The 23,010-nt window shown below is 48.8% G+C and carries 21 protein-coding genes; 4 read left to right on the forward strand and 17 right to left on the reverse strand.

All coding sequences use genetic code 11. The features are described 5' to 3' along the window. Positions 1-80 precede the first annotated feature (80 nt). Positions 81-1,568 (forward strand): alanine/glycine:cation symporter family protein, encoded by a 1,488-nt coding sequence (locus WKT10_RS07555; protein WP_340276469.1) that lies wholly within the window; start codon positions 81-83, stop codon positions 1,566-1,568. A gap of 175 nt (positions 1,569-1,743) precedes the next feature. Here WKT10_RS07555 and WKT10_RS07560 read toward each other — a convergent pair whose 3' ends face one another. Beyond that, positions 1,744-2,802, reverse strand: a complete 1,059-nt coding sequence (locus tag WKT10_RS07560) for a ComEC/Rec2 family competence protein (protein WP_340276471.1) — start codon at positions 2,800-2,802, stop codon at positions 1,744-1,746. A 13-nt stretch (positions 2,803-2,815) separates the two neighbouring features. Next, positions 2,816-3,367, reverse strand: a complete 552-nt coding sequence (locus WKT10_RS07565; RefSeq protein WP_340276473.1) for a hypothetical protein — start codon at positions 3,365-3,367, stop codon at positions 2,816-2,818. Between the two features lie 241 nt (positions 3,368-3,608). On the opposite strand from WKT10_RS07565, the gene WKT10_RS07570 reads away from it, so the two are divergent. Next, complete coding sequence (locus WKT10_RS07570; protein ID WP_242962966.1) at positions 3,609-5,120, forward strand: BCCT family transporter; 1,512 nt, start codon at positions 3,609-3,611, stop codon at positions 5,118-5,120. A 150-nt stretch (positions 5,121-5,270) separates the two neighbouring features. Here the strand turns inward: WKT10_RS07570 and WKT10_RS07575 are convergent, their stop codons facing one another. From WKT10_RS07575 to WKT10_RS07590, 4 genes are all read right to left on the reverse strand, one after another. Then, a complete protein-coding gene (locus WKT10_RS07575) occupies positions 5,271-5,510 on the reverse strand; it encodes an HPr family phosphocarrier protein (protein WP_242962965.1) in 240 nt (79 codons plus the stop codon). A 295-nt stretch (positions 5,511-5,805) separates the two neighbouring features. Next, the gene (locus WKT10_RS07580; RefSeq protein ID WP_066545991.1) at positions 5,806-7,026 is read right to left on the reverse strand and encodes a TolC family protein; all 1,221 of its coding nucleotides are present in this window, start codon (positions 7,024-7,026) and stop codon (positions 5,806-5,808) included. Positions 7,027-7,050: 24 nt separating this feature from the next. Next, positions 7,051-8,271, reverse strand: coding sequence for a TolC family protein (locus tag WKT10_RS07585; RefSeq protein WP_340276476.1), 1,221 nt, complete (start codon positions 8,269-8,271; stop codon positions 7,051-7,053). Between the two features lie 40 nt (positions 8,272-8,311). Further along, complete coding sequence (locus WKT10_RS07590) at positions 8,312-8,944, reverse strand: TetR/AcrR family transcriptional regulator (protein WP_066545985.1); 633 nt, start codon at positions 8,942-8,944, stop codon at positions 8,312-8,314. A 284-nt stretch (positions 8,945-9,228) separates the two neighbouring features. On the opposite strand from WKT10_RS07590, the gene WKT10_RS07595 reads away from it, so the two are divergent. Beyond that, a complete protein-coding gene (locus WKT10_RS07595; RefSeq protein WP_317438860.1) occupies positions 9,229-9,435 on the forward strand; it encodes a helix-turn-helix transcriptional regulator in 207 nt (68 codons plus the stop codon). Further along, a complete protein-coding gene (locus tag WKT10_RS07600) occupies positions 9,432-9,920 on the forward strand; it encodes a hypothetical protein (protein WP_337433552.1) in 489 nt (162 codons plus the stop codon). The genes WKT10_RS07595 and WKT10_RS07600 overlap by 4 nt, the downstream gene beginning before the upstream one ends. 86 nt (positions 9,921-10,006) lie before the next feature. On the opposite strand, the gene WKT10_RS07605 is transcribed toward WKT10_RS07600, so the two are convergent. The 11 genes from WKT10_RS07605 to gmhB form a co-directional block, all read right to left on the reverse strand. Continuing rightward, a complete protein-coding gene (locus tag WKT10_RS07605; RefSeq protein WP_337433551.1) occupies positions 10,007-10,963 on the reverse strand; it encodes a glycosyltransferase family 2 protein in 957 nt (318 codons plus the stop codon). Positions 10,964-10,986: 23 nt separating this feature from the next. Next, the gene (locus WKT10_RS07610) at positions 10,987-11,829 is read right to left on the reverse strand and encodes a LicD family protein (protein WP_340276479.1); all 843 of its coding nucleotides are present in this window, start codon (positions 11,827-11,829) and stop codon (positions 10,987-10,989) included. Between the two features lie 23 nt (positions 11,830-11,852). Then, positions 11,853-13,202 carry a lipopolysaccharide biosynthesis protein RfbH gene (gene rfbH / locus WKT10_RS07615; protein ID WP_179297097.1) on the reverse strand — a complete coding sequence of 450 codons (1,350 nt, stop codon included), beginning with the start codon at positions 13,200-13,202 and terminating at the stop codon, positions 11,853-11,855. A gap of 83 nt (positions 13,203-13,285) precedes the next feature. Then, positions 13,286-14,347 carry a CDP-glucose 4,6-dehydratase gene (gene rfbG, locus WKT10_RS07620; RefSeq protein WP_340276481.1) on the reverse strand — a complete coding sequence of 354 codons (1,062 nt, stop codon included), beginning with the start codon at positions 14,345-14,347 and terminating at the stop codon, positions 13,286-13,288. Continuing rightward, positions 14,344-15,141, reverse strand: a complete 798-nt coding sequence (rfbF, locus tag WKT10_RS07625; protein ID WP_066545966.1) for a glucose-1-phosphate cytidylyltransferase — start codon at positions 15,139-15,141, stop codon at positions 14,344-14,346. Before rfbF ends, rfbG begins: the two co-directional genes overlap by 4 nt. Before the next feature lie 13 nt (positions 15,142-15,154). Further along, positions 15,155-16,627, reverse strand: a complete 1,473-nt coding sequence (locus WKT10_RS07630) for a hypothetical protein (protein ID WP_340276485.1) — start codon at positions 16,625-16,627, stop codon at positions 15,155-15,157. 37 nt (positions 16,628-16,664) lie between these two features. Beyond that, positions 16,665-18,527 carry a hypothetical protein gene (locus tag WKT10_RS07635; RefSeq protein WP_340276486.1) on the reverse strand — a complete coding sequence of 621 codons (1,863 nt, stop codon included), beginning with the start codon at positions 18,525-18,527 and terminating at the stop codon, positions 16,665-16,667. A gap of 39 nt (positions 18,528-18,566) precedes the next feature. Continuing rightward, on the reverse strand, positions 18,567-20,948 hold the full coding sequence (locus WKT10_RS07640; protein ID WP_340276488.1) for a hypothetical protein: 2,382 nt from the start codon (positions 20,946-20,948) through the stop codon (positions 18,567-18,569). Positions 20,949-20,963: 15 nt separating this feature from the next. Next, positions 20,964-21,749 carry a glycosyltransferase family 2 protein gene (locus tag WKT10_RS07645; RefSeq protein WP_066545958.1) on the reverse strand — a complete coding sequence of 262 codons (786 nt, stop codon included), beginning with the start codon at positions 21,747-21,749 and terminating at the stop codon, positions 20,964-20,966. After that, entirely contained in the window at positions 21,739-22,389 is a 651-nt protein-coding gene (locus WKT10_RS07650; protein WP_337433545.1) for a D-sedoheptulose-7-phosphate isomerase, read from the reverse strand. The genes WKT10_RS07645 and WKT10_RS07650 overlap by 11 nt, the downstream gene beginning before the upstream one ends. A 43-nt stretch (positions 22,390-22,432) precedes the next feature. Then, positions 22,433-23,008, reverse strand: coding sequence for a D-glycero-beta-D-manno-heptose 1,7-bisphosphate 7-phosphatase (gene gmhB, locus WKT10_RS07655; protein ID WP_337433544.1), 576 nt, complete (start codon positions 23,006-23,008; stop codon positions 22,433-22,435). Between the last annotated feature and the right edge of the window lie 2 nt (positions 23,009-23,010).

The following is a 23,010-nucleotide window of genomic DNA, read 5'->3' on the forward strand; positions in this document are numbered from 1 at the left end:
CCCCGCTCTGAATACACAGTATAAAGCCTGTTTAAAACACCCGGAGTCTGTTTTTGGGTATATCTCTTGGAGGTTTTGTTATGAAATGGCTCAAGCTGCTGCACGGGATGGTCTGGGGACCATGGACGCTTCTTATCTTTCTGGGAACAGGATTATTTCTCACGGTAAAATGCCGTTTTTTTCAGTTCCGGGGATTTTCCTTCTGGTGGGATGCCACCGCCGGAAGCATCATCCGGGGTAAAAAAAACAACGCGACAAACGAAAGGACGCCAGATGAAGATTCCCCGGAAACCATCAGCCAGTTCCAGTCTGTATGCACGGCCCTGGCTGCTACCGTTGGAACAGGAAATATTGCCGGTGTTGCTACTGCACTTACTGCCGGAGGCCCCGGCGCCCTGTTCTGGATGTGGGTTTCTGCTTTTATCGGTATGATCACGGCCTATGGGGAAACCTGTCTGGGGATCCGCTTCCGGCTCCGCGAACCGGACGGCCGCTTCCTGTGCGGCCCCTTTCTCTATATGGAGCACGGGCTTAATGTCCCTTTTATGGCCGTTCTCTACAGCATACTCTGCGTTATGTGCGCCCTTGGCATGGGGAGCATGGTCCAGGCGAACTCTGCTGTTACTGCCCTGTCCTTTACCTTTAACCTTCCTCTCTGGCTCCCGGCTGTGTGCTTCACGCTCCTTACAGGAGCCGTCATCCGGGGAGGGATCCGGAGCATCGGAAGGACAGCAGAGCGTCTCGTCCCGGCAGCCGCTGCAATCTATGTCCTCTTTTCCCTCACCGTGATCCTTTCCTCTCTTCCTGTCCTTCCCGGCGTATTAAAGGATATTTTCGACTCTGCTTTTCATATACGGGCTGCCGCAGGAGGAACAGGAGGCTTTCTCATCAGCCGCAGCGTGCGGTACGGTATTGCCAGAGGGGTATTTTCCAACGAGGCCGGCCTTGGAACTCTGGCCGTGCTCCACGGCCCCGCCGAACACACAACGCCTGAAAAACAGGGGATGTGGGCCATGTTTGAGGTGTTTTTCGACACCGTGATCCTCTGCACGCTCACTGCCCTTGTCATCCTCTGTATGGCAGAAGCTGCGTCACCGGGGCTGGCTTCTCTTCCCTATGAAGGCTCTGCCCTGGCCGCCTGGGCCTTTAAGTGCCGTCTGGGAAATCTGGGAGAAGCCTTTATCAGCGCTTCCATGGCAGTATTTGCCTTTGCTACTGTGATCGCATGGTTTTACCTTGGAAAGCAGGCGCTCACCTATCTTACGATCCGCTGCTCCCTTCCTGCCCTCTTTTCCCGTTTTCTCTATCCTCTGTGCTTTTTATCTGCAATTTTAGCCGGAGGGATCATACAGTCTGAAGCAGTCTGGCTTTTTTCCGACCTCTGGAACGGCCTGATGGCCTTTCCCAATCTGACTGCCCTTCTGTTTTTATCCAGGGAAATCTCTCTCCCCAAAACCTGGAAAAAGACGCACTCAGGATCCAGGCTTCGGTATAACAGAAAAAGCGCATCACCGGATGATGATACGCTCTTTCTGGAAAAAAGTATTATTAAAAGGGAGGAGAGCTGATAATCACTTATCAGCTCGAGTATTATGAAAAAAATCTTGTAAGCATATTGGGGATAGATGAATGTTTCTCTCTCATCTATGATTAAAGTATACCCATGAAAGATGAAGAAAAAATGTTCATTGTGTAAAACCTTTTTGAATGAATTATGAACAGAATGTGAATATCCCTATTCGCCTACTCAATTACCTGATCTCCGTCCTTTGTACAGAAATAGGTCTTTACGCCCAAACGGACCATCCAGTTACGGGTTTCCTGGGTTTTCCACGGTCCGGTTCCTGTTCCACCGCCGTTGTCATTATCCCAAAGCCACTGAGGTGTGGGCCACAGGCATACGGATGGACGGAGCGCCTTGTAAACTTCGTAATCAACCCCGTTCTGACCGTGGTGAGCCATCTGTACCATGGTACAGTTTAATGCCCCCAGATCTACATTGGCCATCAGGTTTTCACCGCCGGATCTGGCCATATCTCCTAAAAATACGACATTCGTACCATTTAAGGATACAAGGTAGGCCACGCTGCTGTTATTGACAAAGTCATTATTTGCCGCATATGCCTGGTTTAATACCTGGATTTTGGCAGGGCCTGCCTCGATCACCTGTCCGGCCACAATATTTCCGTGAAGAACAGAGTGATCTACCTTCTGAAAGGCTCCCTTTAAGTGGGATACCATGGCAGCCACCGCCGGCTCCTTCTCGGCATACCAGCTGTCCTCTAAAAAGGAATAATAAATGCCGTCAATGGTAATCTCACTGCTATGGTTATAAAGAATATCTGCCAGCGCTCCCACATGATCGGAATCCGGATGGGTAAGCAGCCATGCTGCTACATGACCGCCTCTCTGCTTGATCTGCTCCAGTACATAGGCGCTGTTTTCCTGCCATCCTCCGTCTACCACGATCAGTCCGCCGGCTCCATTTTCGATAATTACGGCCAGCTGCTGGGCTCTTGTGTCATGGTTTGCCAGCATGGTCATGCGTCCGGCTCCAAAATAGGAGGATGCGTCTGTCACCGGCGTATTTACCGTTCCAAAAGCTGCCGTAGTTATCGGGGCGCTCTGTAATGCAGAAGCGTTTCCTTCCTGGGTCTGTGTATTGCTGATCACAATCTTGGAAGGAGAATTGAGGCTCTGGGCCGCAAAGCTGGTAAAACCTCCCTCTCCCGCCGTCATAAGCATAAGAGCAGCCATCATGCCGGCCGCGCAGCGTTTCCAATATCGGTCGATCCTTCTCATGGCGTCTGCCTCCTTATTTCTTCACAGGCTCAAGAGCTCTTACATCTCCCGCCTTTAGGGTGTCATTGATAATATACTCGGATACCTCTCCCTCTTTATCATAAGGGAATACCTGAACCAGCACATCATGCTCATCAAAAAAGCTGCCGTAGTCGGTGGTGTAGCCTTCTTCGTTTGTCTCAGGCTCCGTGTAATAGAAATTCTGGGTATGTACACAAGTGCCGATGGTAGCCAGGACATCCTGCGCATAAGCGACTGCGGCCTCCGGCGTTGTCTGGTGCGTTACAGGCAGCAGTACCGTCAGAACGCCTGTTTCTTCATTATAGCGTGCATCCAGATCCATCACATAATCAGCAAACGCACCATATGGCTCCAGATACTGATCCCGCAGCTCCTCCCGCACTTCCAGCCAGTCGATTTTAATATTTTTATCGATCTCTGTATCAGGCTGTCCGTCATCGGCTCTTGTACCTCCCTCAGGAGACACGATATTACTCTTGGTACATCCGCTTAAAAGTGAAGCAGCCGCTAAAAGGACCAGAGACATTTTCTTCCAGTTAAACATTTCAAAAACCTCCTTTGTTCATAGCGTTACTATTATAACGGACAAACTGAAAATTTAACAGACCTTTTTTCTTACAAAATTGTTACACATTCGAAAAAGGATTCTGTATACACATACAGTTTTTTTGAAAAACTTCTTGATTTTTCCAAAATGCGGTGGTATTATGTTCAATATGCTTTATATTACTTAATTTTTGAACAAAAAACGATACAAGCCTGTATCATCAAAGGAGGTTATCATTTTGAAGCACCTTACAAAAAGGCTGGACTGGCTTACCACCCTTGTTCCTTTTCTGTGCATCCTTTTTTTGTGTATCCTTTTTATTGCCTTTCCTGAAGACTCCTCTTCTGTGCTGGGATCCATCCGCTTCTTTCTCGGAGACCAGTTTGGAAGCTTTTATCTTTTAATGGGGCTGGGAGCGCTTTTCTGTTCTCTCTATGCTGCATTTTCCCGTTTTGGCTCCATCCGCCTAGGCGGCAAATCCCCCCGGTATTCCAATCTCCAGTGGGGCTCCATGATGTTTACTGCCGGCCTGGCAGCCGATATCCTGTTTTATTCCCTCTGCGAGTGGATGCTCTATGCGGGAGAACCTCATATCTCCGATATGGGTTCTGTGCAGGACTGGGCCTCTGTTTACCCGCTGTTTCACTGGGGACCGATCCCGTGGAGTTTTTATATCATTTTAGCTGTTGCCTTTGGCTTTATGCTCCATGTCCGGAAACGGAACCGTCAGAAATACTCCGAAGCCTGCCGTCCTGTTTTGGGAAAGCGGGTAGATGGAGCTTTGGGACGCATCATTGACCTCACTGCCGTATTTGCCCTGTTAGCCGGAACAGCTACCACTTTTTCTCTGGCAACGCCCCTTTTATCCATGGCTTTAAGCCGTGTAACGGGGATTCCGGAAACGCCGGCCTTTACGATTGCGATCCTGATCGCCATCTGCATTGTATATACAATGGCCGTGTACTTTGGCATGAAAGGGGTGGCCCGCCTGGCTTCTTCCTGTGTGGGACTTTTTTTCGTCCTCTTAGCCTATTTTTTCTTTGGCGGCGGGGAAATGCGCTATATCGTAGAAACAGGTCTTACCTCTTTGGGAAACCTGAGCCAGAATTTCATTCCTCTGGCAACCTGGACCGACGCCCTGCGCACCTCCTCCTTTCCACAGAACTGGACTATTTTTTACTGGGCCTACTGGATGGTGTGGTGCGTGGCGACTCCGTTTTTTATCGGCAGCATCAGCCAGGGACGTACCATACGGCAGACCGTTTTGGGTGGATATTTCTTCGGACTGTCCGGCACCTTTACTTCTTTTATCATTCTTGGAAATTACGGGCTGTCCCTTCAAATGCATGGAAGGCTGGATCTGATGGCAATTTATGTTCAATCCCAGAACCTCTATGAAGCAATTATGGCGGTTTTTGAAACCATGCCTTTCGCCAAAGCAGGCCTTCTTCTCCTGGCCCTTACCATGATCGCTTTTTACGCTACCAGCTTTGATGCCTTAACTATGGTCGCTTCCTCCTACTCCTACCATTCTCTGGATGAGAAACAGGAACCGGACCGCTTCATCAAGCTTTTCTGGGCTGTAACGCTGATGCTTCTTCCCATTGCTCTGATCTTTTCAGAAAACTCCATGAACAACCTGCAGACCGTATCCATCATTGCAGCCTTTCCCATCAGCTTTATCATTCTTCTTATTATATGGAGTTTCTTTAAAGATGCGGGATCCTATCTGAATGAAACAAAAAAATAAGCAACAAAAAAGAGCAGGAAAAACTGACATATCACCTGCTCTTTCTTTTATTTTATGTGCCGCTAGGCGCACCACCACACAAAAACAGGAGGCCTGGTCACACAGCCTCCTGTCATTCTGTCTTGTGCATGAAATGCTACACTTCCTTACTTATCCGTTAGTATTTTGCCATAAAATGGTATGTATCCTGTTTTCTGCCGCATTCTCGTCGCTTCCCTTAAAGCAGAATGTAAGAAAACCACACATATTTAATCTCTTCATTTCATCGTAATGTTTCATATTTGCTGTCGTACTTTCATTGGTTACAAAGATGTCGCAGTCAAACTGATTCGCTGTCTGAATCAGATAAGAAATCGGAATCGGATTAAATCCTCCTTTCCTTATGTCCATACGCCGTGTTACCATAGACTCACCTCAATTCACAAGAAACAAAACGTGCAGGTTACCTTCCTCCTTTAACTTAAAATATATTCCTCTTATAAATCATAATAGCATCTTTTCACAACAAAATCAATGACGTCATTTATATTTTTATGCAGTCTTAATAACTTTCATTCTTTTTTCTCTGTTTACACAAAAGAATCCCACAAGCGGGATTCTCCGCCTGCGGCGGGCCGCATCAGCGGCATAATCCCACTCCGCCGCAGTGCGGTTCCCAAAGGGATTTTTTAATTATTAACTGTATTTATGAAACGCTCACAGCTGCGCCGGCTACAGCCCATCTGTAATTCTGGATTGCCTGCTGAAGTTCCAGACCTGCACAGTGGTATCCTGATTCTGCGGTCAGCCATGCAAGTTCCTGCTGAAGGTATTGGATCTGGCTTAAACTTCCGTTCTGCTTCTGGATCTGAGCCGCATCCCAGACCATTTTTCCGCTTTCATAAGCGGTTTTTGCAGCATCATAGGCAGCGCGTTTTTCCAAGATCTGATCGTACAGCGCCTGAATATCGGAACGGACTGTATTTTCTGAATATTCTACATTTCTTAAACGGTTTTCAGTCTGTGTAGTCGTCTTTGTAGTACGGGCCTGAAAATCGGTCATACCGCCTCCAGTAGAGCTTCTTAAGCTGATCAGGTTATAGTTGTTATTTACTGCCTTTTCCTTATCTGCATTTACGTCAATGGCGTCAATGGCCGCCAGATCTGCAGAGGGGATTGCTCCAAAGGTAACGCCGGAGGCAGGGTCATATCCTGTAAAGCTGCAGAGAAGCTTATAGATCTGCTCCATTCCCGCATCCAAACTGGCCAGCTGGGACTGCGCAGAGGAAAGAGAAGCCGCTGCGGATAAAACATCGCTGTCCACCGCCATCCCCTGAGACTGCATGGTATCCTGAAGCGCTCTGGCTGTCCGGGCCAGTTCCACTCCCTTTGCAGCCATGGCACGCTGGGAGACCAGCTGCTCATACTGATTCATCATGGACTGGACATTCATGATCAGGGAATTGGCCTGGCGGTCTACCTGACGTTCCGTAGATGAGGTCTTTTTTAAGGACTGACCCATCATGGATGCCGCATTTCTCATCTGTCTGGCAGACTGGCGCAGCGCCTTGGCAGTTGCCGCGGAAATCGCCTGATCCATCCCGGTCTGTTCCTCTGCCATATCCTCTGCCACATCCGCCTGGGACAGAAGGTCATTTGCCATAATACGTTCATTTACAGCAATATCAGCCTGATCCTCTACCATGCCCTTTGCCATATCATAGGCGCTTTTCATCGGTCCGTAATAATTTTTTACACGTCCCTCAATCTCACCGTAATCCAGATGTCCGTCTGAGAGAAGCTGCTGCTCCTGTTCATAGGCCACATTTGGATCTGTCTGATCTGCCAGCACAGTAAAGGGCACAGATGCTGCCAGAACCACGCTTAAGGACGCTGCTGCCGTTCGTTTTAAAAATGTGGTTTTCATTTCATCGTCTCCTTTTCATCCTGCTTAATTGGAGGTGGTAAGGCCCTTCACATTCCAGTCATAGCCTTCTAATGCCACTAACAGCTGAAGCTTTTTCGTATTTACATCGCTTTCCGCTGTCATTACAGCATTCAGCGTGGTCTGATACTCAAGATTTGTAATCTGTCCTGCTGCCAGACTGGCAGAAGCCTTGTTTAATTTGGATTGCTCAGCAGCAAGCTGAGACTGAGCGGCATTCAGGGCATCTCTTGCCGTAAGTACAGTATTATACTGCGTTTTTAAGGATCGCACAGCCGTATCCTTTGCATTCTGAATGGAAGCCTGATTGGATTCGATCAGATCCTGGCTGGAAAGATTTCCTGCCTTTTTTTCGTAATATCTTACATCATAGTCATTGGCAAGCGCTGCCTCGGCATCCCCATCCGGGTTTAAGGTATCAATACGGGACATATCCGGCTCCGGTACTGCAAGGATCTCCGGCTGGGCGTCTGCGTCCCATCCGAGCATCAGACAGAGATTTCTGTGGACATTTTCCTTATTCTTCTGGGCAGCAAGGATGGCTGTATCCTGATCCTGGACGCTTTTCTGAGCAGTAAGCACATCTATCTGGGTCGCCATGCCTGCGGCAGCCTGAGCCCTGGTAAATTCATACTGACTCTGAAGAAGAGCCTTTGTATTTTCCAGATTCTTTATATTGTCTTCTGCCTGCTGTAAGGATACCATCATCTGCTGGGCCTGATATACCAGAGCAGCCTCCTGCTGGTCATACTGGATCTTTTCCATATCTGCATCCTGGTAATTGTTGTCTGCCTGCTTGGTGAGAAGGCCTGCGGAAAACCGCATGGACGCCCAGGTAACATCATCCTCAGCCGCATCTGCCTGATCCCAGATATCATCGATATCGTTCATATACTGCTCATATACGTCATTTAAGTCTTTTCCCTTCTGATCCTTATAGGCAGAACGGTTGCTGCGGACTGTAGGGTTATACTCATGGATCAGATCCTTCAGCTCCCCATACTCCATCACGTTATCCCTGAGAGAAGCCCATTTTTCCTCCGTGTAGGCAAATTCAGGGCTCATATCCTTATTATAATTGGGGGCCGGTGCCTCCGGAGCCTGATAGGTATTGTCATCCGGACGGTTAGATGCCGCCAGGATGTTCATGGGAAATGACATAGTCAAAATAGCAGCTGTGATCGCGGCCATATGACGGCCGGCTGTCTTTCTTTTCTGATTTTTCATGATTCATTCTCCTCTAATACGATTTTATATCCGTTTCATCCTATTTTGCCGCCTGCAGACTGCAGACGCCTTTTTCCAAAATCCTCATCTCTGTTTCGGTTGCCTGTAAAATAGATTCCTTTTCCTGCGGCTTCTGGCAGTAAAGGCTCATCGCCCGAATACATACCATAGCGGCTACATCCGCCCCGTAAATAAGAGCCTCCAGGCTCATAGGATAATGCTCTCGATCCATGTGTTCATAAATATCTTTGATAAAACCCTCATAAGGGTCATCCTTTAATGTAAATCCTCTGAAGCCAAAGATCTGATTTTGATTGGAAACGCTCAGATCCGACAGGAGATTTTTATGGATCTTGTAAAAGATATGGTCATTTCCCTTATCCATCCACTCCCGCACCATCTGTAAACAGACCGCAAAAGGACTCCCCATTTCTTTCAAGAGCAGCATCACCCGTTCTCTGAAATGCTCCCGCATTCCCCGGAGCATATAACGCATCAGATCATCCTTATCTTCAAAATATGTATAAAAGCTTCCCCGGGAAATATCCGCCTCCTTTATGATCTGATTGATCGAAGCCGCCGAATAGGGCACACGGGAAAATTCGTGGGCCGCCGCTTCTAAAATCAGCCGTCTTTTTTCTTCCTTTAATTTAAAAAACCGCTGGGTTGGCATAGAAATCAAGGCCTCCTTGAGTCAATGGTAAACATGACACATTGTCACTTTTCAAATTATAAACACTTACAGGTCGGAAAGTCAATGACCCAATTATAAAATTTCTCCAAACATTTTGTATACTGTATCTGAAAAAAGCACAAAATGTAAAACGAACTTGACTTTTTATGTAAAGTTTCCTATACTTATTTTGTACAGTCAGCTTTACATTTTACTTAATCTGCAAAAGGGAAACCATTGATGAAAGATACTGTCAGTAAAAAGAAGGGTGGGATCGATCACAGATGAAAAACAGGATCCAAGAACTGCGCCGGACCGGACGGATCCGTCAGGAGGATCTGGCAGAAGCAGTCGGCGTTACCCGTCAGACGATCATTTCTTTAGAAAACGGAAGATACAACGCTTCTCTGGGATTGGCGCACAAGATCGCCCGGTATTTCGGACGGACCATCGAAGAAATTTTTATTTTTGAAGAGGAGGACGACATATGAGAGAATCTATGAAAACCAACGGTCAGACCCGTTTGGTACGCAGATGCAGGCTTCGGATCTTTCTTGGAGCAGCTGCTTTGATTTTAGGTGCGGCCGCTCTCACAGCGGCTCTGGCTTCTTCGGCCGGAGCGTCTCCCATTCTCTATCTGGAACCGGAAAGCCGCAGCTTCATGACAAGCTTCTATTACGGCACCGGCCTGGGGCTGATCATTGCCGGAGTTTTATTGATTTTAAGAAACCGTTCCTATCTGAAGGATCCTGAGCGCAGAAGGCAGCAGGAAATCCGGGAGTTTGACGAACGCAGCCAGGCCATCGGTACTAAAAGCTGGGCCTATGCGGGATACTCCCTGTTTATCCTTCTGTATGTGATGATCCTCCTGTCCGGCTTTGTAAGCGTCCTGATGGTAAAGCTTCTGCTCTGCATCATGGCAGCCTTTGCCGGTCTCCTTATCATCTGGAGAATGATCCTTTCACGAAGGATGTAGCTGTAGACCGGGCGTCCTGCTCACTGGCCCGTACGGCAAAATACCCTGAAGGGCTGAACGGCTTTCAGGGTATTTTGTATTTATCTTTAATTGTGTTCTATATTCGCCGTCTCCCTCACAATATACACCGGACGATCCTTCAGTTCCGTAAAAAGGATGGCGATATACTCTCCGATGATGCCGATGAGCAGAAACATCATGGCGAACATAAAGCAGATCAGCACCACAATGGTAGCATATCCACTGGGAGCTCCCTGACGGGTAAAGAGCGTATAGACCAGAACTGCCATCCCGGCTGCTCCCGATAAGATTCCAGCGTAAATTCCCAGTTTTAAGGGCATATTGGAAAAGCAGAGGATGGTATTAACCGAAAAGATAAACAGCTTTTTTAAGCTGTACTTGCTCTCTCCTGCCACCCTCACGCCTGCCTCATATTCCAGAGTAGTTTTCTGAAAGCCCACGTTCTGGACATAGCCCCGCAGGAAACGCACCTTTTCCCGGTAATTCCCTTTTAAAACCTCTGCCACCGAACGGCTGACCGCAAAAAAGTCAGAGGCATTAGGCTCAAAGTGAACATCCGAAATGCAGTTGATCAGCCAGTAAAATCCGGAGCTGGTGATATTTTTGATCAAGCCTGCGCTTTTGTTTCGGGTACGCACCATACTGATTACCTCGTTTCCCTCCTCAAAGGCCCTGATGATCCGTGGAAGACATTCCGGGGGATGCTGCAGATCTGCATCCATGCAGACCACTCCGTCGCCTGTGCTGTAATCCAGACCCGCGATCATGGCTGCCTCATGTCCGAAATTTCTGGAAAAGCTGATAAGCTTTACCTTCTGATCCTCTGAAGCCAGGGCTTTAAGCACCTCCAGGCTGCCATCTGAGCTTCCGTCATTTACAAAAATCAGCTCATGATCCCAGGAAAGAGTATCCAGCACTCTCTTCATCTCTGTATAACATTCCTCCAGCGCCTGTTCCTCATTGTAAACAGACACGACCACGGAAAGAATCTTTTTTTTCAGATTGCTTCTATCTTCACTCAAAGGATGGTTCTCCTTTATCATATTCAGTCAAATACCCGGATCTGCTGGCTGGAATGGGTTGGAACCCGCTTGTCCTCAGGAGGCAGCTGCATATAGTCGCCGTAAACCTCTGTAAGTACCTGATGATACCCCTTTGGGATCATCAGCTGCGTATCTTCAAAAGGCGCATCCTCCGTCTTGGTGCACCAGTCATCCTCCAGAGTTACATAGAGGTAATCCGGCTGGTAATTACTGTAATACCACCGGCTTCCTTTGCTCTTTCTGTCTTTTAAGGCAGCCCATTTCTGCATGGAAATGATCCACTTTAGGGGAATCAGCTTTCCTGCTGTGGCAAGTCCTCCTACAAAAATTTTGTGAAGCAGGCTGTATCTGCTATAATCCAGATCATGGCGGTGCCCCATAGCCAGGCCGTAGATGGCCTTGTGGATAAAGCGGGTCATCTCAGACGCCAGCTTTCCCTCGGGCAGCTTATCCAGAATAAAGAGGTCTACCCAGAGATGGTTTAACTTTCCCTCATAATAGTCCATCCGGTCGCTGTCCGGATGAACCTGGCTGTTTTTATAAATAATACGGGGAGTAAAGTCATAAAATGCCCGGCCGCCCCGGTAGCTGTCCGGCTCCAAAAGCTCCATGGTATCGGGAAGTTCCCTTTTTATAACCTTTTTTAACGCCTCGTACTGGCTCCGGATCAGAACCACATCTGCATCATCATCCCAGGGAATAAAGCCCTTGTGGCGCACTGCGCCGATCAGGGTTCCCGCATCCAGGGCATACCGGACCTTATACTTTCTGCAGATCCGGTCCAGCTCCTTTAATATCTTTAAATTGGCCTCATGGACCTTTGTCATATCGTATGTCTGTGCCATACTGTCCTCGACCTCCGTTCCTGTCAGGCAATGGCTTCACGGATGGTCTTAGCCATATAGTCGATCATCTCGTCCGTCATACCGGGATATACGCCTACCCAGAAGGTATCCTTTAAGATCCGGTCCGTATGCTCCAGACTTCCCACAACGCGGAAGCCCTCCCCGTTCTTTCGCATCTCGTCAAAGCAGGGATGCTTTACCAGGTTTCCTGCAAAGAGCATACGAGTCTGTACGCCCATTTTCTCAATATGCTGAACCACCTGATTGCGGTCTGTGCCTTCCTTACAGGTGATGAGGAAGCCAAACCAGCTGGGTCTTGCGTGCTCGCAGGCCTCAGGAAGAATCAGCTTGTCCTCCGTGCCTGCCAGAGCAGCCTTTAAGCGGTCAAAATTGTGGCGGCGGCGCTCTACAAAGGACGGGAACTTGTCTAACTGGGCGCAGCCGATGGCAGCCTGCATATCGGTTGCCTTTAAATTGTAGCCTAAATGAGAATATACATATTTGTGGTCATAGCCTAAAGGCAGCTCGCCGTACTGGCGGTCAAAACGGTGTCCGCACATATTGTCGCGGCCGGAAGGACATACGCAGTCCCGTCCCCAGTCACGGAAGGAGCGCATAATGCGGTTTAAAAGGCCGTTGTCTGTATACACAGCTCCGCCTTCACCCATAGTCATGTGATGGGGCGGATAAAAACTGGAGGTTCCGATATCTCCGATGGTTCCCGTAAATCTTGTAACCTCGCTTCCATCCTCCTCCATGGTATACTGGGTTCCCAGAGCATCACAGTTATCCTCTACAAGCCACAGATCATATTTGTCGCAGAAGGCCTTTACCGCCCTCAGGTTAAATGGATTTCCCAGAGTGTGGGCGATCATCACTGCCTTTGTCTTTTCAGACCGGGCCGCTTCCAGCATGGTTACATCAATATTATACTGAGGAATGGTTACATCCACGAATACAGGAACGGCGCCGTACTGAATAGCCGGAGCCACGGTGGTAGGAAAGCCGCAGGCTACGGTGATGATCTCATCCCCACGTTTGATGCGGCGCTCTCCAAGCAGCGGAGAGGTCAGGGTCATAAAGGCAAGAAGATTGGCAGATGAGCCGGAATTTACCAGCGAGCAGTATTTTACTCCCAGATATCCTGCCAGCTTTTTCTCAAATTCATCCGTATAACGTCCGGAAGTCAGCCAGAATTCCAGAGCGCTGTCCACCAGATTTACCATCTCATCATGGTCATAAACGCGGGACGCATAGGGAATCCTGTCGCCTTCTCTGTATGGCGCCTTTTTATGAAAGGTATCGCAGTATCCGGCTACCTGCTCCAGAATCTGCGCTCTTGCCTGTTCTTCGGTCATATGTTCAAACATGATATGTTTTCCTCCTTGATTCTATTTCATAGGAACGCCGCAGGGCACTCCCCGCGGAGCGTTTTTATTCCATAGGACGCCCTTTCCTATGAAATGAAAAATTCGCGGATCTGGCGGTCCATCACCTCTGTCATATCCGCTCCCTCCAGATACTCCTTTGACCATTCCACAGTTTTCTCCACTGCTTCCTTTACGCCATATCTGGGCGTCCAGCCAAAGGTATGCTTGATCTTTGAGCAGTCCAGCTTCAGGAAATTCGCCTCATGGGGGCCGCCCATCCAGCGGTTCTCCCAGGTCTGTCCCTGTCCCCAGGCTGCGCAGAACAGATCTGCCAGCGTTCCCGTTGTCACACAGTCCTTGTCGTCCGGGCCTACATTATAATACCCCTCAAAGGTTCTGTCCTCATACTGCTTCATGGCAATGGCCAGATAAACAGCCAGAGGCTCCATCACATGCTGATACGGCCGGGTGGAATAGGGATTGCGGACAATAATGGTCTTTCCTGCCGCAGCTGCCCTCACACAGTCCGGAATGATCCTGTCTGCGGCAAAATCGCCTCCGCCGATCACATTTCCCGCCCGTGCGGTAGAAATGGCGCAGCGTCCGTCCTCAAAAAAGGATTTTTTATAGCTGTGGGTCACAAGCTCGGAGCAGGATTTGCTGTTGGAATAGGGATCATAGCCATCCAGATTGTCACACTCCCGGTAGCCATACTCCCACTCCCGGTTCTCATAAACCTTATCCGTAGTCACATTTAAAAAGGAACGCACGCTCTCCGTCCGGCGGACGCACTCTAATACATTTACCGTACCCATTACATTTGTTTCATAGGTGTAAACCGGCTCCTGATAGGATTCCCGCACAATGGGCTGGGCTGCCAGATGAAATACGATCTCCGGCCGGGTTTCCTCAAATACGCGGCTTAAATGCTCCAGGTCGCGGATATCTCCAACCACACTCTTTATAGTGTCCTCCAGACCGGCAATTTCAAAAAGGCTGGGATCCGTAGGCGGAGTCAGGGAATAGCCCGTAACCTCTGCCCCGGAAAGAGTCAGGATGCGGGTAAGCCAGGAACCTTTAAAGCCCGTGTGTCCGGTGATCAGAACTTTTTTATTTCCATAAAATTCCTTTAATTCCTCAATTGTCATGGCTTAAGATCCTTTCTGTCATCCTTCCATATTTTCCAAGGCGCATTTCCCGACTGCCATAAGGCCTCCAGCTTTTTCATCTCTCTCTGTGTATCCATACACTGCCAGAATCCGCTGTGATAGAAGGATTTCATCTGTCCCTCTGCCGCCAGCCGCTCCATGGGTTCTCTCTCAAAAACTGTAGTATCATCCTTTAAATATTCAAATACTTCCGGATTCAGCACCATAAAGCCGCCGTTGATCAGCGCTCCGTCATTGTCATCCTTTTCCCTGAAGGAAAGTACGCTGTCATTATCATCAATATTTAAAACACCCTTTGACTGGCCCAGGTTTACGGTCGTAATCGTGGCAATCTTTCCATGGGATTTGTGAAAGTCTGCCAGGGCCTTTAAGTCCACATTAGAAACCCCGTCCCCGTATGTAAGCATAAAGGGCTCGTTTCCGATATAGGGCTGAATCCGCTTTACACGGCCTCCTGTCATGGTGTTAAGTCCCGTATCCACCAGAGTTACCTTCCACGGCTCGGAATAATTATTGTGAACCTCCATCCGGTTATTTGCCAGGTCAAAGGTCACATCTGAGGTGTGAAGGAAATAGTCTGCAAAAAATTCCTTTACCACATACTGCTTATAGCCCAGACAGATCACAAAATCATGGTAGCCGAATTCGGAATAATACTTCATAATGTGCCACAGGATGGGCTTTTCACCGATCTCGATCATGGGCTTTGGTTTTAAGTGGCTTTCCTCACTGATACGGGTGCCGAAGCCCCCTGCTAATATTACAACTTTCATCGAATCTCCTCCATTAGCGAAATACATTCAACTGATTCTCTTCCAATATCTCAAATGCCTTTCGCAGCTTGTCCGTTCCCTTGCGGTATTCATACAGATCCGGGGCTGCGGGATCCATCTCCATCATCTCCTCATCGGTCAGGTGCGGCATCAGGGGGGCAAGCTCCCTCATCATCTCAAACCGTTCTTCCCGGTAAGGCGCTTTTTCTATCTCACGATATGTAGTATAACCATTTCCCAGAAGGATTGCAATACAGAATACAGCCCCAAAGATGCGGCCGGCTGCAGAGAGCCTGCTTTTCATCTGTACTGCCAGGGCAAAGGTCAGGATAATTCCCAGAATCCCCACCTGAAACTGCAGGGCATACCGGGAGCTTAACGCATAGTTTTCCTTTTCAAAAATGTATCTGGATAAAAAGATCAGCACATGATTTAAGGCGCCTCCCGTAAGGAGCATCATAGGGAAAAGGGATCTCTCATAAATTTTGTGCCGCAGATTCATCCATAAAGCCCACAGATAGCCTGCCGCCACAAAAAGCCCCAAAAGATAACAGAACCCATCTGTGATTTTCCCGTCTGAAATCCACTGGATCAGCTCCTCTCCTCCGATCAGCATTCCCGCCAGAGACTTTAAAAGAAAACGCACCGGAAAGGAGGGCGCATCCATTAAAAGCTCTCCCAGGGAACGGCCCGTCGCTCCGGCGTGCTCCTCCACCGCAAAGGAATTGCTGAGGATATAAAGCAGAAGGGGAATCAAAACTGCAAAAAGAAATGTCAGATACCTGCGAAAATCCCCCTTAGATCCCAACCCTTTTTCCCCTTCCAAAGCGGAACATTCTGACTGCTTTTGTTTTTTTCTCCACAGGTCTCTTACAATTCCCGCTGCTGAAGCCAGGATCATTACCACCGCATAGATTGCGCAGTACGGCCCTGCAGTTCCAAGGATAATAAGTACTGGCAGCAGGATCATGCGAAGGGTATCTCCTTTCTTCTCCTGTCCCGTCCACACCCGGTCAAAAACCAATTCATGGTAATAAAAACAGGCAAAGGCAAAAAAGTGGGACCAGCCGCTTCCATTTGTAAGCATCTCCCATTGATTCAGGCTGAATGTCACGGCCATTATAAGGAAAAGCCATATGCTCCCCAGCTTGTGACGGATAAAATACAGGCCGAATACCCAGGCCGCAAGCGCTGTGCTTACAGCCCCCAGAACCCGGTCAAAGGTAATGGAAAAGCCAAACAGCTCCACATTGATGATCCGTCCCAGATAGTTAATAGGAATTCTTGTCAGGACATCGGGCACAAAAAAGCGGTCCGGATCATAGACATCCGGCAGGTAGCTGTTTACCAGGCGGATATAATCGGAATAAACCACATCGCAGGTGGCATTTTTGATGTACCATAAAAGAAACGCCAGCCCCGCTGCGGGAATCAGAAGGCAGAGCGCCTTTCTGTATACGTCTTTTCTGTTTGTTTCTGCCTTCATGATTCGTTACCTCCAAAATTCCCGGCTATTTCCGGCTTTATTCTGCCGAAATGTGAACAATAGCTGCCAGCCGGTCTTCGCCCCTCTGCTCCATCGCATTCTGCATATAAAAATTATAGTCAAAGGTCAGGTGCACCAGCTGCCAGGGGCTGGCCGTAAGGCGCGCATCCACCACACTGAAGTGAAGGGGAAGCTTTAAGGGCTCCTCCTGATCCTTTGTAATGGTAATCATTTCTCCGCCGCTCATAATGCCGGGATACATGATTTCCAGATCAATGATTCCTTCTTCTCCCGCCATCACGGTCAGAGAGGCGTGTTCATCCATCCAGCCGTCCTCATAGTAGCCGTAATCCACCTTGAGCTTTAAATCCCTTACAAAATCTGTAATATCCTGAAAACCATTGTGCTCCGGATCCTCCCGCAGCACCAGCATACTGTCATCCACCAGTCCGATGTCGCGGATGCTTTCAATCTTCTTTACCTGCGTTCCCTCGGCCAGTCTCTTTTTGTCAAAGACCTTAAAGAAGGTTCTGGCTGTAAAATCACTCATCTCATAGGTGTCTTCCATGATATAGATGGTTTTTCCGAAAATCTCATCCCCATATTTTTCATAAGTTTCTTCTGCCAGAGAATTATAGCGCAGCTGATCTGGCCAGAGATAAAGCTTTGGATAGCAGCCTCTGTAAAAAAGCTCCACAGGGAACATGAAAAGCACATAGGCTCCAAAGAGCACGCCCCAGGGCCAGATGCGCTTCAGATAAAGCTCTTTTTTCACTCCATTTGTCAGCTCGCCGTACATCCAGGCCAGAAACAGCAATGCACCCGCTAAGGATACATAGATCCAGCGCAGTTCCACACGGATCGTAACGCTGGAGGATGCCACATTAAGCGCAATAAAGCCCGTAAATAAAAGGACATTTACCCAAAGGGCCGCCCGTTTTTCTTTCCTTTTTCTTCCAAACAACATTACAAGGAAACCAAGCACAATGGCAAGAACCGCCAGATCTGCCAGGATCACCAAAAGCTTAACCCAAAAAGGGCTCTGGCCCCAGGGGCAGCCGTTTAAGTGCTCCGGTCCCGCATTGATCCCGAAAATGTAAGCTGCCTGACTGAAGGCAAAGCCAATGGCCTGAGGGATATTTAATGTTTCTGCCACCTGAGTGCCTCCCGTTCCTGCCGGAAGCACCGTACCGATGGTAAAGGCCCGGATGAGCTGAACCAGCCCGAAGCTTCCCACCGCTCCCACAATGCAGACAGACCGTCTGCACCGGACCGCGATCAAGGCCAGAATGAGAAGAGGAAAGAGAGCCATATAACGCTCATGGACAAAGCAGACACCAAAATACAGCAGACAGGCCTTTAAAAACAGGCTGTCTCTGTGATCTTCATTGATATACCGGTACAGATTCCACAAAATTGCCGCTGCCATCCACAGCGCCATGGTTTCCATCAGCCCCAGCACCTGTCCGATCTGATAATAGGCCATACGGCTGGATAAAAACATGACGCCTGTAAAAAATCCAATGGCCTTTGCTCCGGAAAGCCTGCAGGCAATTCCATACAGATAGCAGGCCAGAGCTCCGTTTAAAAGGATGTTAATGGGTACGAACCATGACACATGATTTCCCACCACAGCCATTTCCAGCCAGGCTGCCAGATAATAAAGGAAGCGGAAACGGGTACTTCCCATGGGAAATACATACTGCAGAAAGCTCTGCTCTCCGTAGCAGGACCAGAAATACAGGTCATCCATATAAAGGCCCTTGATCTCGATTCCCCGGTTGACCCACACAGCCAGCCCGAAAAGCAGTCCCATAAAGATCAGATGATCCTTCCACTCATATTTTTTCTCCATTCTGGAAAATCCGATCCTGAATTTTATTCTGTCCTTTGCTTCCAATGCTTCTGCCTCCTTTATTCAGGTGTGTTTGCCGGACGCCTACCGGAATCCGTTCTCTCTCATACAGTAGTTTTGGCGGAAGCGCTCCGCCTCCTCTATCTGAAGCTCCTCTGTTTTTTCATCTAAAGCCACACGGGCTTTCATATTTCCCCACTCAAAGGTAAGATCCCGCAGGGTTCCCTCTTCGATCATGTCTTCAACGATTTCAAAGGCCCTTGCCCGATCAGCCAGATATCCAGCCTGGACAAAGAAATAGTCAACCCCTGCATATTCCAGAAATTCTTCAAAATACGCAAGCTTCTTTACCAGATAAACATCTCCCCCGCTGCCGGTCACATCATAATAGCTCTGAACACAGCAGTTTAAATCCAGCACCTCAGGGTGGTATCCAAAAGCCAGTACCCGGTCTCTGGGTGAAAAGCTGGCTGCCAGCGCTTCATAGCCCCGGCGTATTTTCCGCTCGTTCTGTTCTGTCCTGTGGTTATAGCAGCCCGGCCCGGTCCATTTCACAGGGGTAAAGCCCGGTGTGCCGGCCCAGCTGGTGGTGCAGGATACCAGCGTATTGAATAGAAAAAATGGAACTGCCAGAAAACAGAGGCTTTTGTGAGCCCATCGATTCCCTGCCTCTTTCCGGGCTTTTATCCACGTTCCTGTCATGCGCACTGCGCTGATTCCAAGAACCGCATATACCAGCATAAAATAATTTCCGTCCACCTGGCTCAATGTATAAATGCTTAAAACAGAGCCTGCCAGAAGGATTCCTGTAAGAACGCCGTCAAACCGGTCATGACTGTTCATAAAAAGCCCGGACTGCTTTCCTGAGCGAAGCCGGAAAATAAGGTTTATGCACCACAAAATGAGAAGGATGGTCACAAGCCCCGTTCCCCAGGCAATGATCACATGGTCCATATCTTCTCCCACAGGTGCAAGAAGAATCCCTTTCAGACGCTCCATGAGCCTTTCTGCCTTCTCACCTGCCGACAGAGCCCAGGGATCCCCGATGACCCGTGAAAAATTAAAGGGATATTTTACCTCAAAACCGATCTTTTCGCACATTCCGGCAAAAATAGAAGTGATCGGTACTCCCGTGATCCTCCATGTGCGGTACCACAATCCGGCTGCAGCCATAAGCGGAAGCATCCAGAGGAAAACTCCCCTTTTATTTCCAATTTTTAAATTTTTCCCAAGCAGCAGGCATAACAGTCCTGCCGCGCCCAGTGCCGTAGAAAACACCAGTGCGGTAGGCTTGAAAACAAGGGTCACAATATAAGCCGCCACTGCAAAGAGCAGCCATGGAACCGCCTGTTTCCCCTGCTCCTTCTTACCAATGGCAAGGCAGAGGAAATCATAAATGATCAGCTGGTACAAAAGGGTAATGCTGTCGCTCTTTGCAGACACTGCCATATTCATAATGCCCGGAATGGCAGCACATACAGCGGCTGTCCACAAAGCCATGGTTTTTCCGCCGTTTCTCCCGCCTATATGTCCGGCCAGAAGCACTGTTCCCACAGTTGTCCAGAAGGAAAAAGCCAGGACGAAACCATAGGTAGGCGTACCTGACAGAGGAAGGTTTAAAACCTCCAGCCCCTTGCTGTAGCTGTACACCAGATTATTCATTCCCAGGTTTTCATAAATTCCCTTCCCATTATCCAGCACAAAACCGGAACGCAGGCCGTAGTGAAGGGAATCATAATCCAGCTCTATATTCAGCCGTCCTGCCTGCAAAAGAACCATGGTAAGGATAAACGCCCATAAAAGAGCCTGTGGGAAGGTATCCGGAAGCACAGCCTGCCAGAAGGCCTCTCTGTTCGGAACCGCTTTTCTTTCCTGCTGCTTTCTGCTCTCATTTTTTCTCCTGATTTGGATTGCCGCACATACCGCCAGTGTTCCCGCAGTAAGGATCAGGGCCAGAATCCGCCAGAAGGGAACTCCTCCATGGCCTGTAAGGGAAATCACGCAGACAATGACCATCCATAAGGCGCTTCCTGTTACAAGGCCCAGAGCCAGAGTCTCTGCCCAGTGGATATTCTCCCATTCTTTCCTGGTCAGATCCTGCATCCTTTTCCGGCCTCCCATCAGCCACCCGTTCAGCCATCTTCCCAGACAGATTAAAACTGCAATCCACACTCCTGATATAACAGCAGGAACAAGCATCTGATGACACCAGGCAAACAGAAGGCTTCCCACACTGATTCCCAAAATCTGGGCTTTACGGTTCTTTACTCTGGAAAGCCACAGAAGGTTCCATAAAAATACGGCCAGCACCTGGGCCAGCATGGTCTTTGTTTCCTCTTTTTTCAGTATCTCCCCCAGAGAACCGGTTAAAAACAGCTCAAATACTCCGATTCCCAGCACAATGGCCCCGGCTGCCCAGAGCAGGACCAGGACCATTTTCATCTCTCTTCGTCTGATGCCGCACATCCTGAAACATTTCCTTTACTCGTATTCCTTATATGCAGAGGCATATCCCCGCATCAAAAACCGGACCACCGGCTCCGGCCAGAAACGGGCAAACATTTCCCGTTCCTCCTTTGCCCTCCGGTTATCCTCCATACAGGCCTTTGTCGCCGCCCCGTCGTGAACCCGATAGTACATAAGAGGTTTTTCACGGCAGATAAAACGGCCCGGACGCTCTGCAAGCTGCACCAGATTATCCCAGTCTAACGCGTAGCTGTACTCAGAACGCACAAGAGGTTCTCCCAACAGGGACTTGTGGTAGGTGGTCGCAGGGCAGCAGATGGAGTTTCCAAGCATCAAAGGCAGGCGTTTTACCCAGGTAAAGCCATTAAACGCAGGACAGCGAAGAGGCAGGCGCAGGATGCGTTTCACCCACAAAAGCCTGTCTCCTGTAATGGTTTTTCCGCCCTTTGTAATCACGTAATCCGTTGTGAAAACCGTCATATCCGGCCATTTTCCGGCTGCCTTCAAAAGCTCTGCCGCATACTCCTTATGATACACATCATCCTGATGAGCAATCGTCACATATTCCCCATCTGCCATTTCATAGGCATAATTCCAGTCATCCCGGATGCTGCTCTCTCCCCGGCGCACATAAAGGGGCAGCTCATACTTCTCTGCCATCTGCTCTAAAAATTCACTGGGAGAAGATGTACAGAGGATAACCGGCGACGGCTGGCTCTGAGCCTTTAAAGAGCGGATACAGGTTTCCAGCCAGGGCGACTGCCCATAGGCCGGAATGGCAAACACGTGCTTATACCTCATAAAAATACTCCTCTAACATCAAGCACAGGGCATGATAAACCGGCAGATGAAATTCCTGTATCTTAAAGGTTTCCTGCTCCGGAACCACAATACAGGCATCCGTCATCGCCTTTAAACGGCCGCCATCCCTTCCTGTAAGGCCAATGACCTTTAAGCCTGCTGCTTTTGCCACAGCTGCTGCATACAGGATATTCTTTGAATTTCCGGAGGTGGTAATTCCTAAAAATACGTCTCCCTTTCTTCCGTAACCATAGACCTGCTGTGCAAAGCCCATGCTTCCGTCCACATCATTTAAAAAGGCTGTGGAAAGGGCGGGATGACCCGTAAGGGCAATGGCAGGAAGAGCCCCCTGAAGCCGCTTTGCCAGTTCCTCTCCAAGCTCCGGCTCTGCCTCCTTAAGCTTCTGTTCAAAGGCAGAAGTCACCGGACGCCGTTTTACAAACCCCTTCATCAGTTCCCCCACAATATGCTCGCTGTCCGCACAGCTTCCGCCGTTTCCGGCTATGAGAAGCGTTCCATCCTGCAAAAAGGCATCCCTGAGAATTTCATATGTCTTAAAAATGTCCTCTTTTACAGGCATCAGTACCGGATAGCGCTCCATCAACTCCTTAAGAATCAAATCTACCTTACTGCCGTTCATCCTGTTACCTCTCTTTTTTCCTGAAATATATCACGTCTCTGCTTTACTGCCGCCTTAAAATCCAGTCCGCAGCCTGGGGCAGATTCTCTGCATAATAATCATATGAGGGCGCTTCATCCTTCTTCGCCCGACTGGCTTCATAAAGCTCCTTCCCATATCCCGTTCCTACCAGAATGGAGGTCACACCGTAGTTCTTCCCCGCCTGCGTGTCTAAAAGCTTATCTCCAATCATATAGGAATGGGACTTATCTGCTGTAAACCGCTCTTCTGCCTGCAAAAACATACCGATTCCCGGTTTCCGGCAGCTGCACTCCTTTTTATAGCTCCCGATTCCGTGAACCGGATGGTGGGGACAGTAATAAAAGCCGTCTATTTCGGCCCCCTCTGCCGCCAGCAGCTCATTCATATACCGATGAAGGACTTTTACATCCTCTTCCGTATAATATCCTCTGGCTACTCCGGCCTGATTGGTGACCACCACCAGCTTAAATCCGGCCTCCTTAAGCCTTCTCAAAGCTTCCGGCACCCCGGCTAGCAGATGCATATCCTCCGGACGGTGCAGATAATTTACCTCTTCATTCAGCGTGCCGTCCCGATCCAAAAATACAATTTTTTCCATAT

Origin of the sequence: Enterocloster sp. HCN-30185 (assembly GCF_037890305.1) — a bacterium.
Lineage (GTDB): Bacteria > Bacillota > Clostridia > Lachnospirales > Lachnospiraceae > Enterocloster.

Bases quoted from the DNA above. Each gene is read 5' to 3' on its own strand.
- WKT10_RS07640 (WP_340276488.1), bottom strand. From the start codon at position 20,948: ATGTGCGGCATCAGACGAAGAGAGATGAAAATGGTCCTGGTCCTGCTC.
- WKT10_RS07585 (WP_340276476.1), bottom strand. From the start codon at position 8,271: ATGAAAAATCAGAAAAGAAAGACAGCCGGCCGTCATATGGCCGCGATC.
- WKT10_RS07630 (WP_340276485.1), bottom strand. From the start codon at position 16,627: ATGAAGGCAGAAACAAACAGAAAAGACGTATACAGAAAGGCGCTCTGC.
- gmhB (WP_337433544.1), bottom strand. From the start codon at position 23,008: ATGGAAAAAATTGTATTTTTGGATCGGGACGGCACGCTGAATGAAGAG.
- WKT10_RS07645 (WP_066545958.1), bottom strand. From the start codon at position 21,749: ATGAGGTATAAGCACGTGTTTGCCATTCCGGCCTATGGGCAGTCGCCC.
- WKT10_RS07575 (WP_242962965.1), bottom strand. From the start codon at position 5,510: ATGGACATAAGGAAAGGAGGATTTAATCCGATTCCGATTTCTTATCTG.
- WKT10_RS07580 (WP_066545991.1), bottom strand. From the start codon at position 7,026: ATGAAAACCACATTTTTAAAACGAACGGCAGCAGCGTCCTTAAGCGTG.
- WKT10_RS07595 (WP_317438860.1), top strand. From the start codon at position 9,229: ATGAAAAACAGGATCCAAGAACTGCGCCGGACCGGACGGATCCGTCAG.
- rfbG (WP_340276481.1), bottom strand. From the start codon at position 14,347: ATGACAATTGAGGAATTAAAGGAATTTTATGGAAATAAAAAAGTTCTG.
- WKT10_RS07560 (WP_340276471.1), bottom strand. From the start codon at position 2,802: ATGAGAAGGATCGACCGATATTGGAAACGCTGCGCGGCCGGCATGATG.
- rfbF (WP_066545966.1), bottom strand. From the start codon at position 15,141: ATGAAAGTTGTAATATTAGCAGGGGGCTTCGGCACCCGTATCAGTGAG.
- WKT10_RS07650 (WP_337433545.1), bottom strand. From the start codon at position 22,389: ATGAACGGCAGTAAGGTAGATTTGATTCTTAAGGAGTTGATGGAGCGC.
- WKT10_RS07565 (WP_340276473.1), bottom strand. From the start codon at position 3,367: ATGTTTAACTGGAAGAAAATGTCTCTGGTCCTTTTAGCGGCTGCTTCA.
- WKT10_RS07590 (WP_066545985.1), bottom strand. From the start codon at position 8,944: ATGCCAACCCAGCGGTTTTTTAAATTAAAGGAAGAAAAAAGACGGCTG.
- WKT10_RS07610 (WP_340276479.1), bottom strand. From the start codon at position 11,829: ATGGCACAGACATACGATATGACAAAGGTCCATGAGGCCAATTTAAAG.
- WKT10_RS07600 (WP_337433552.1), top strand. From the start codon at position 9,432: ATGAGAGAATCTATGAAAACCAACGGTCAGACCCGTTTGGTACGCAGA.
- WKT10_RS07555 (WP_340276469.1), top strand. From the start codon at position 81: ATGAAATGGCTCAAGCTGCTGCACGGGATGGTCTGGGGACCATGGACG.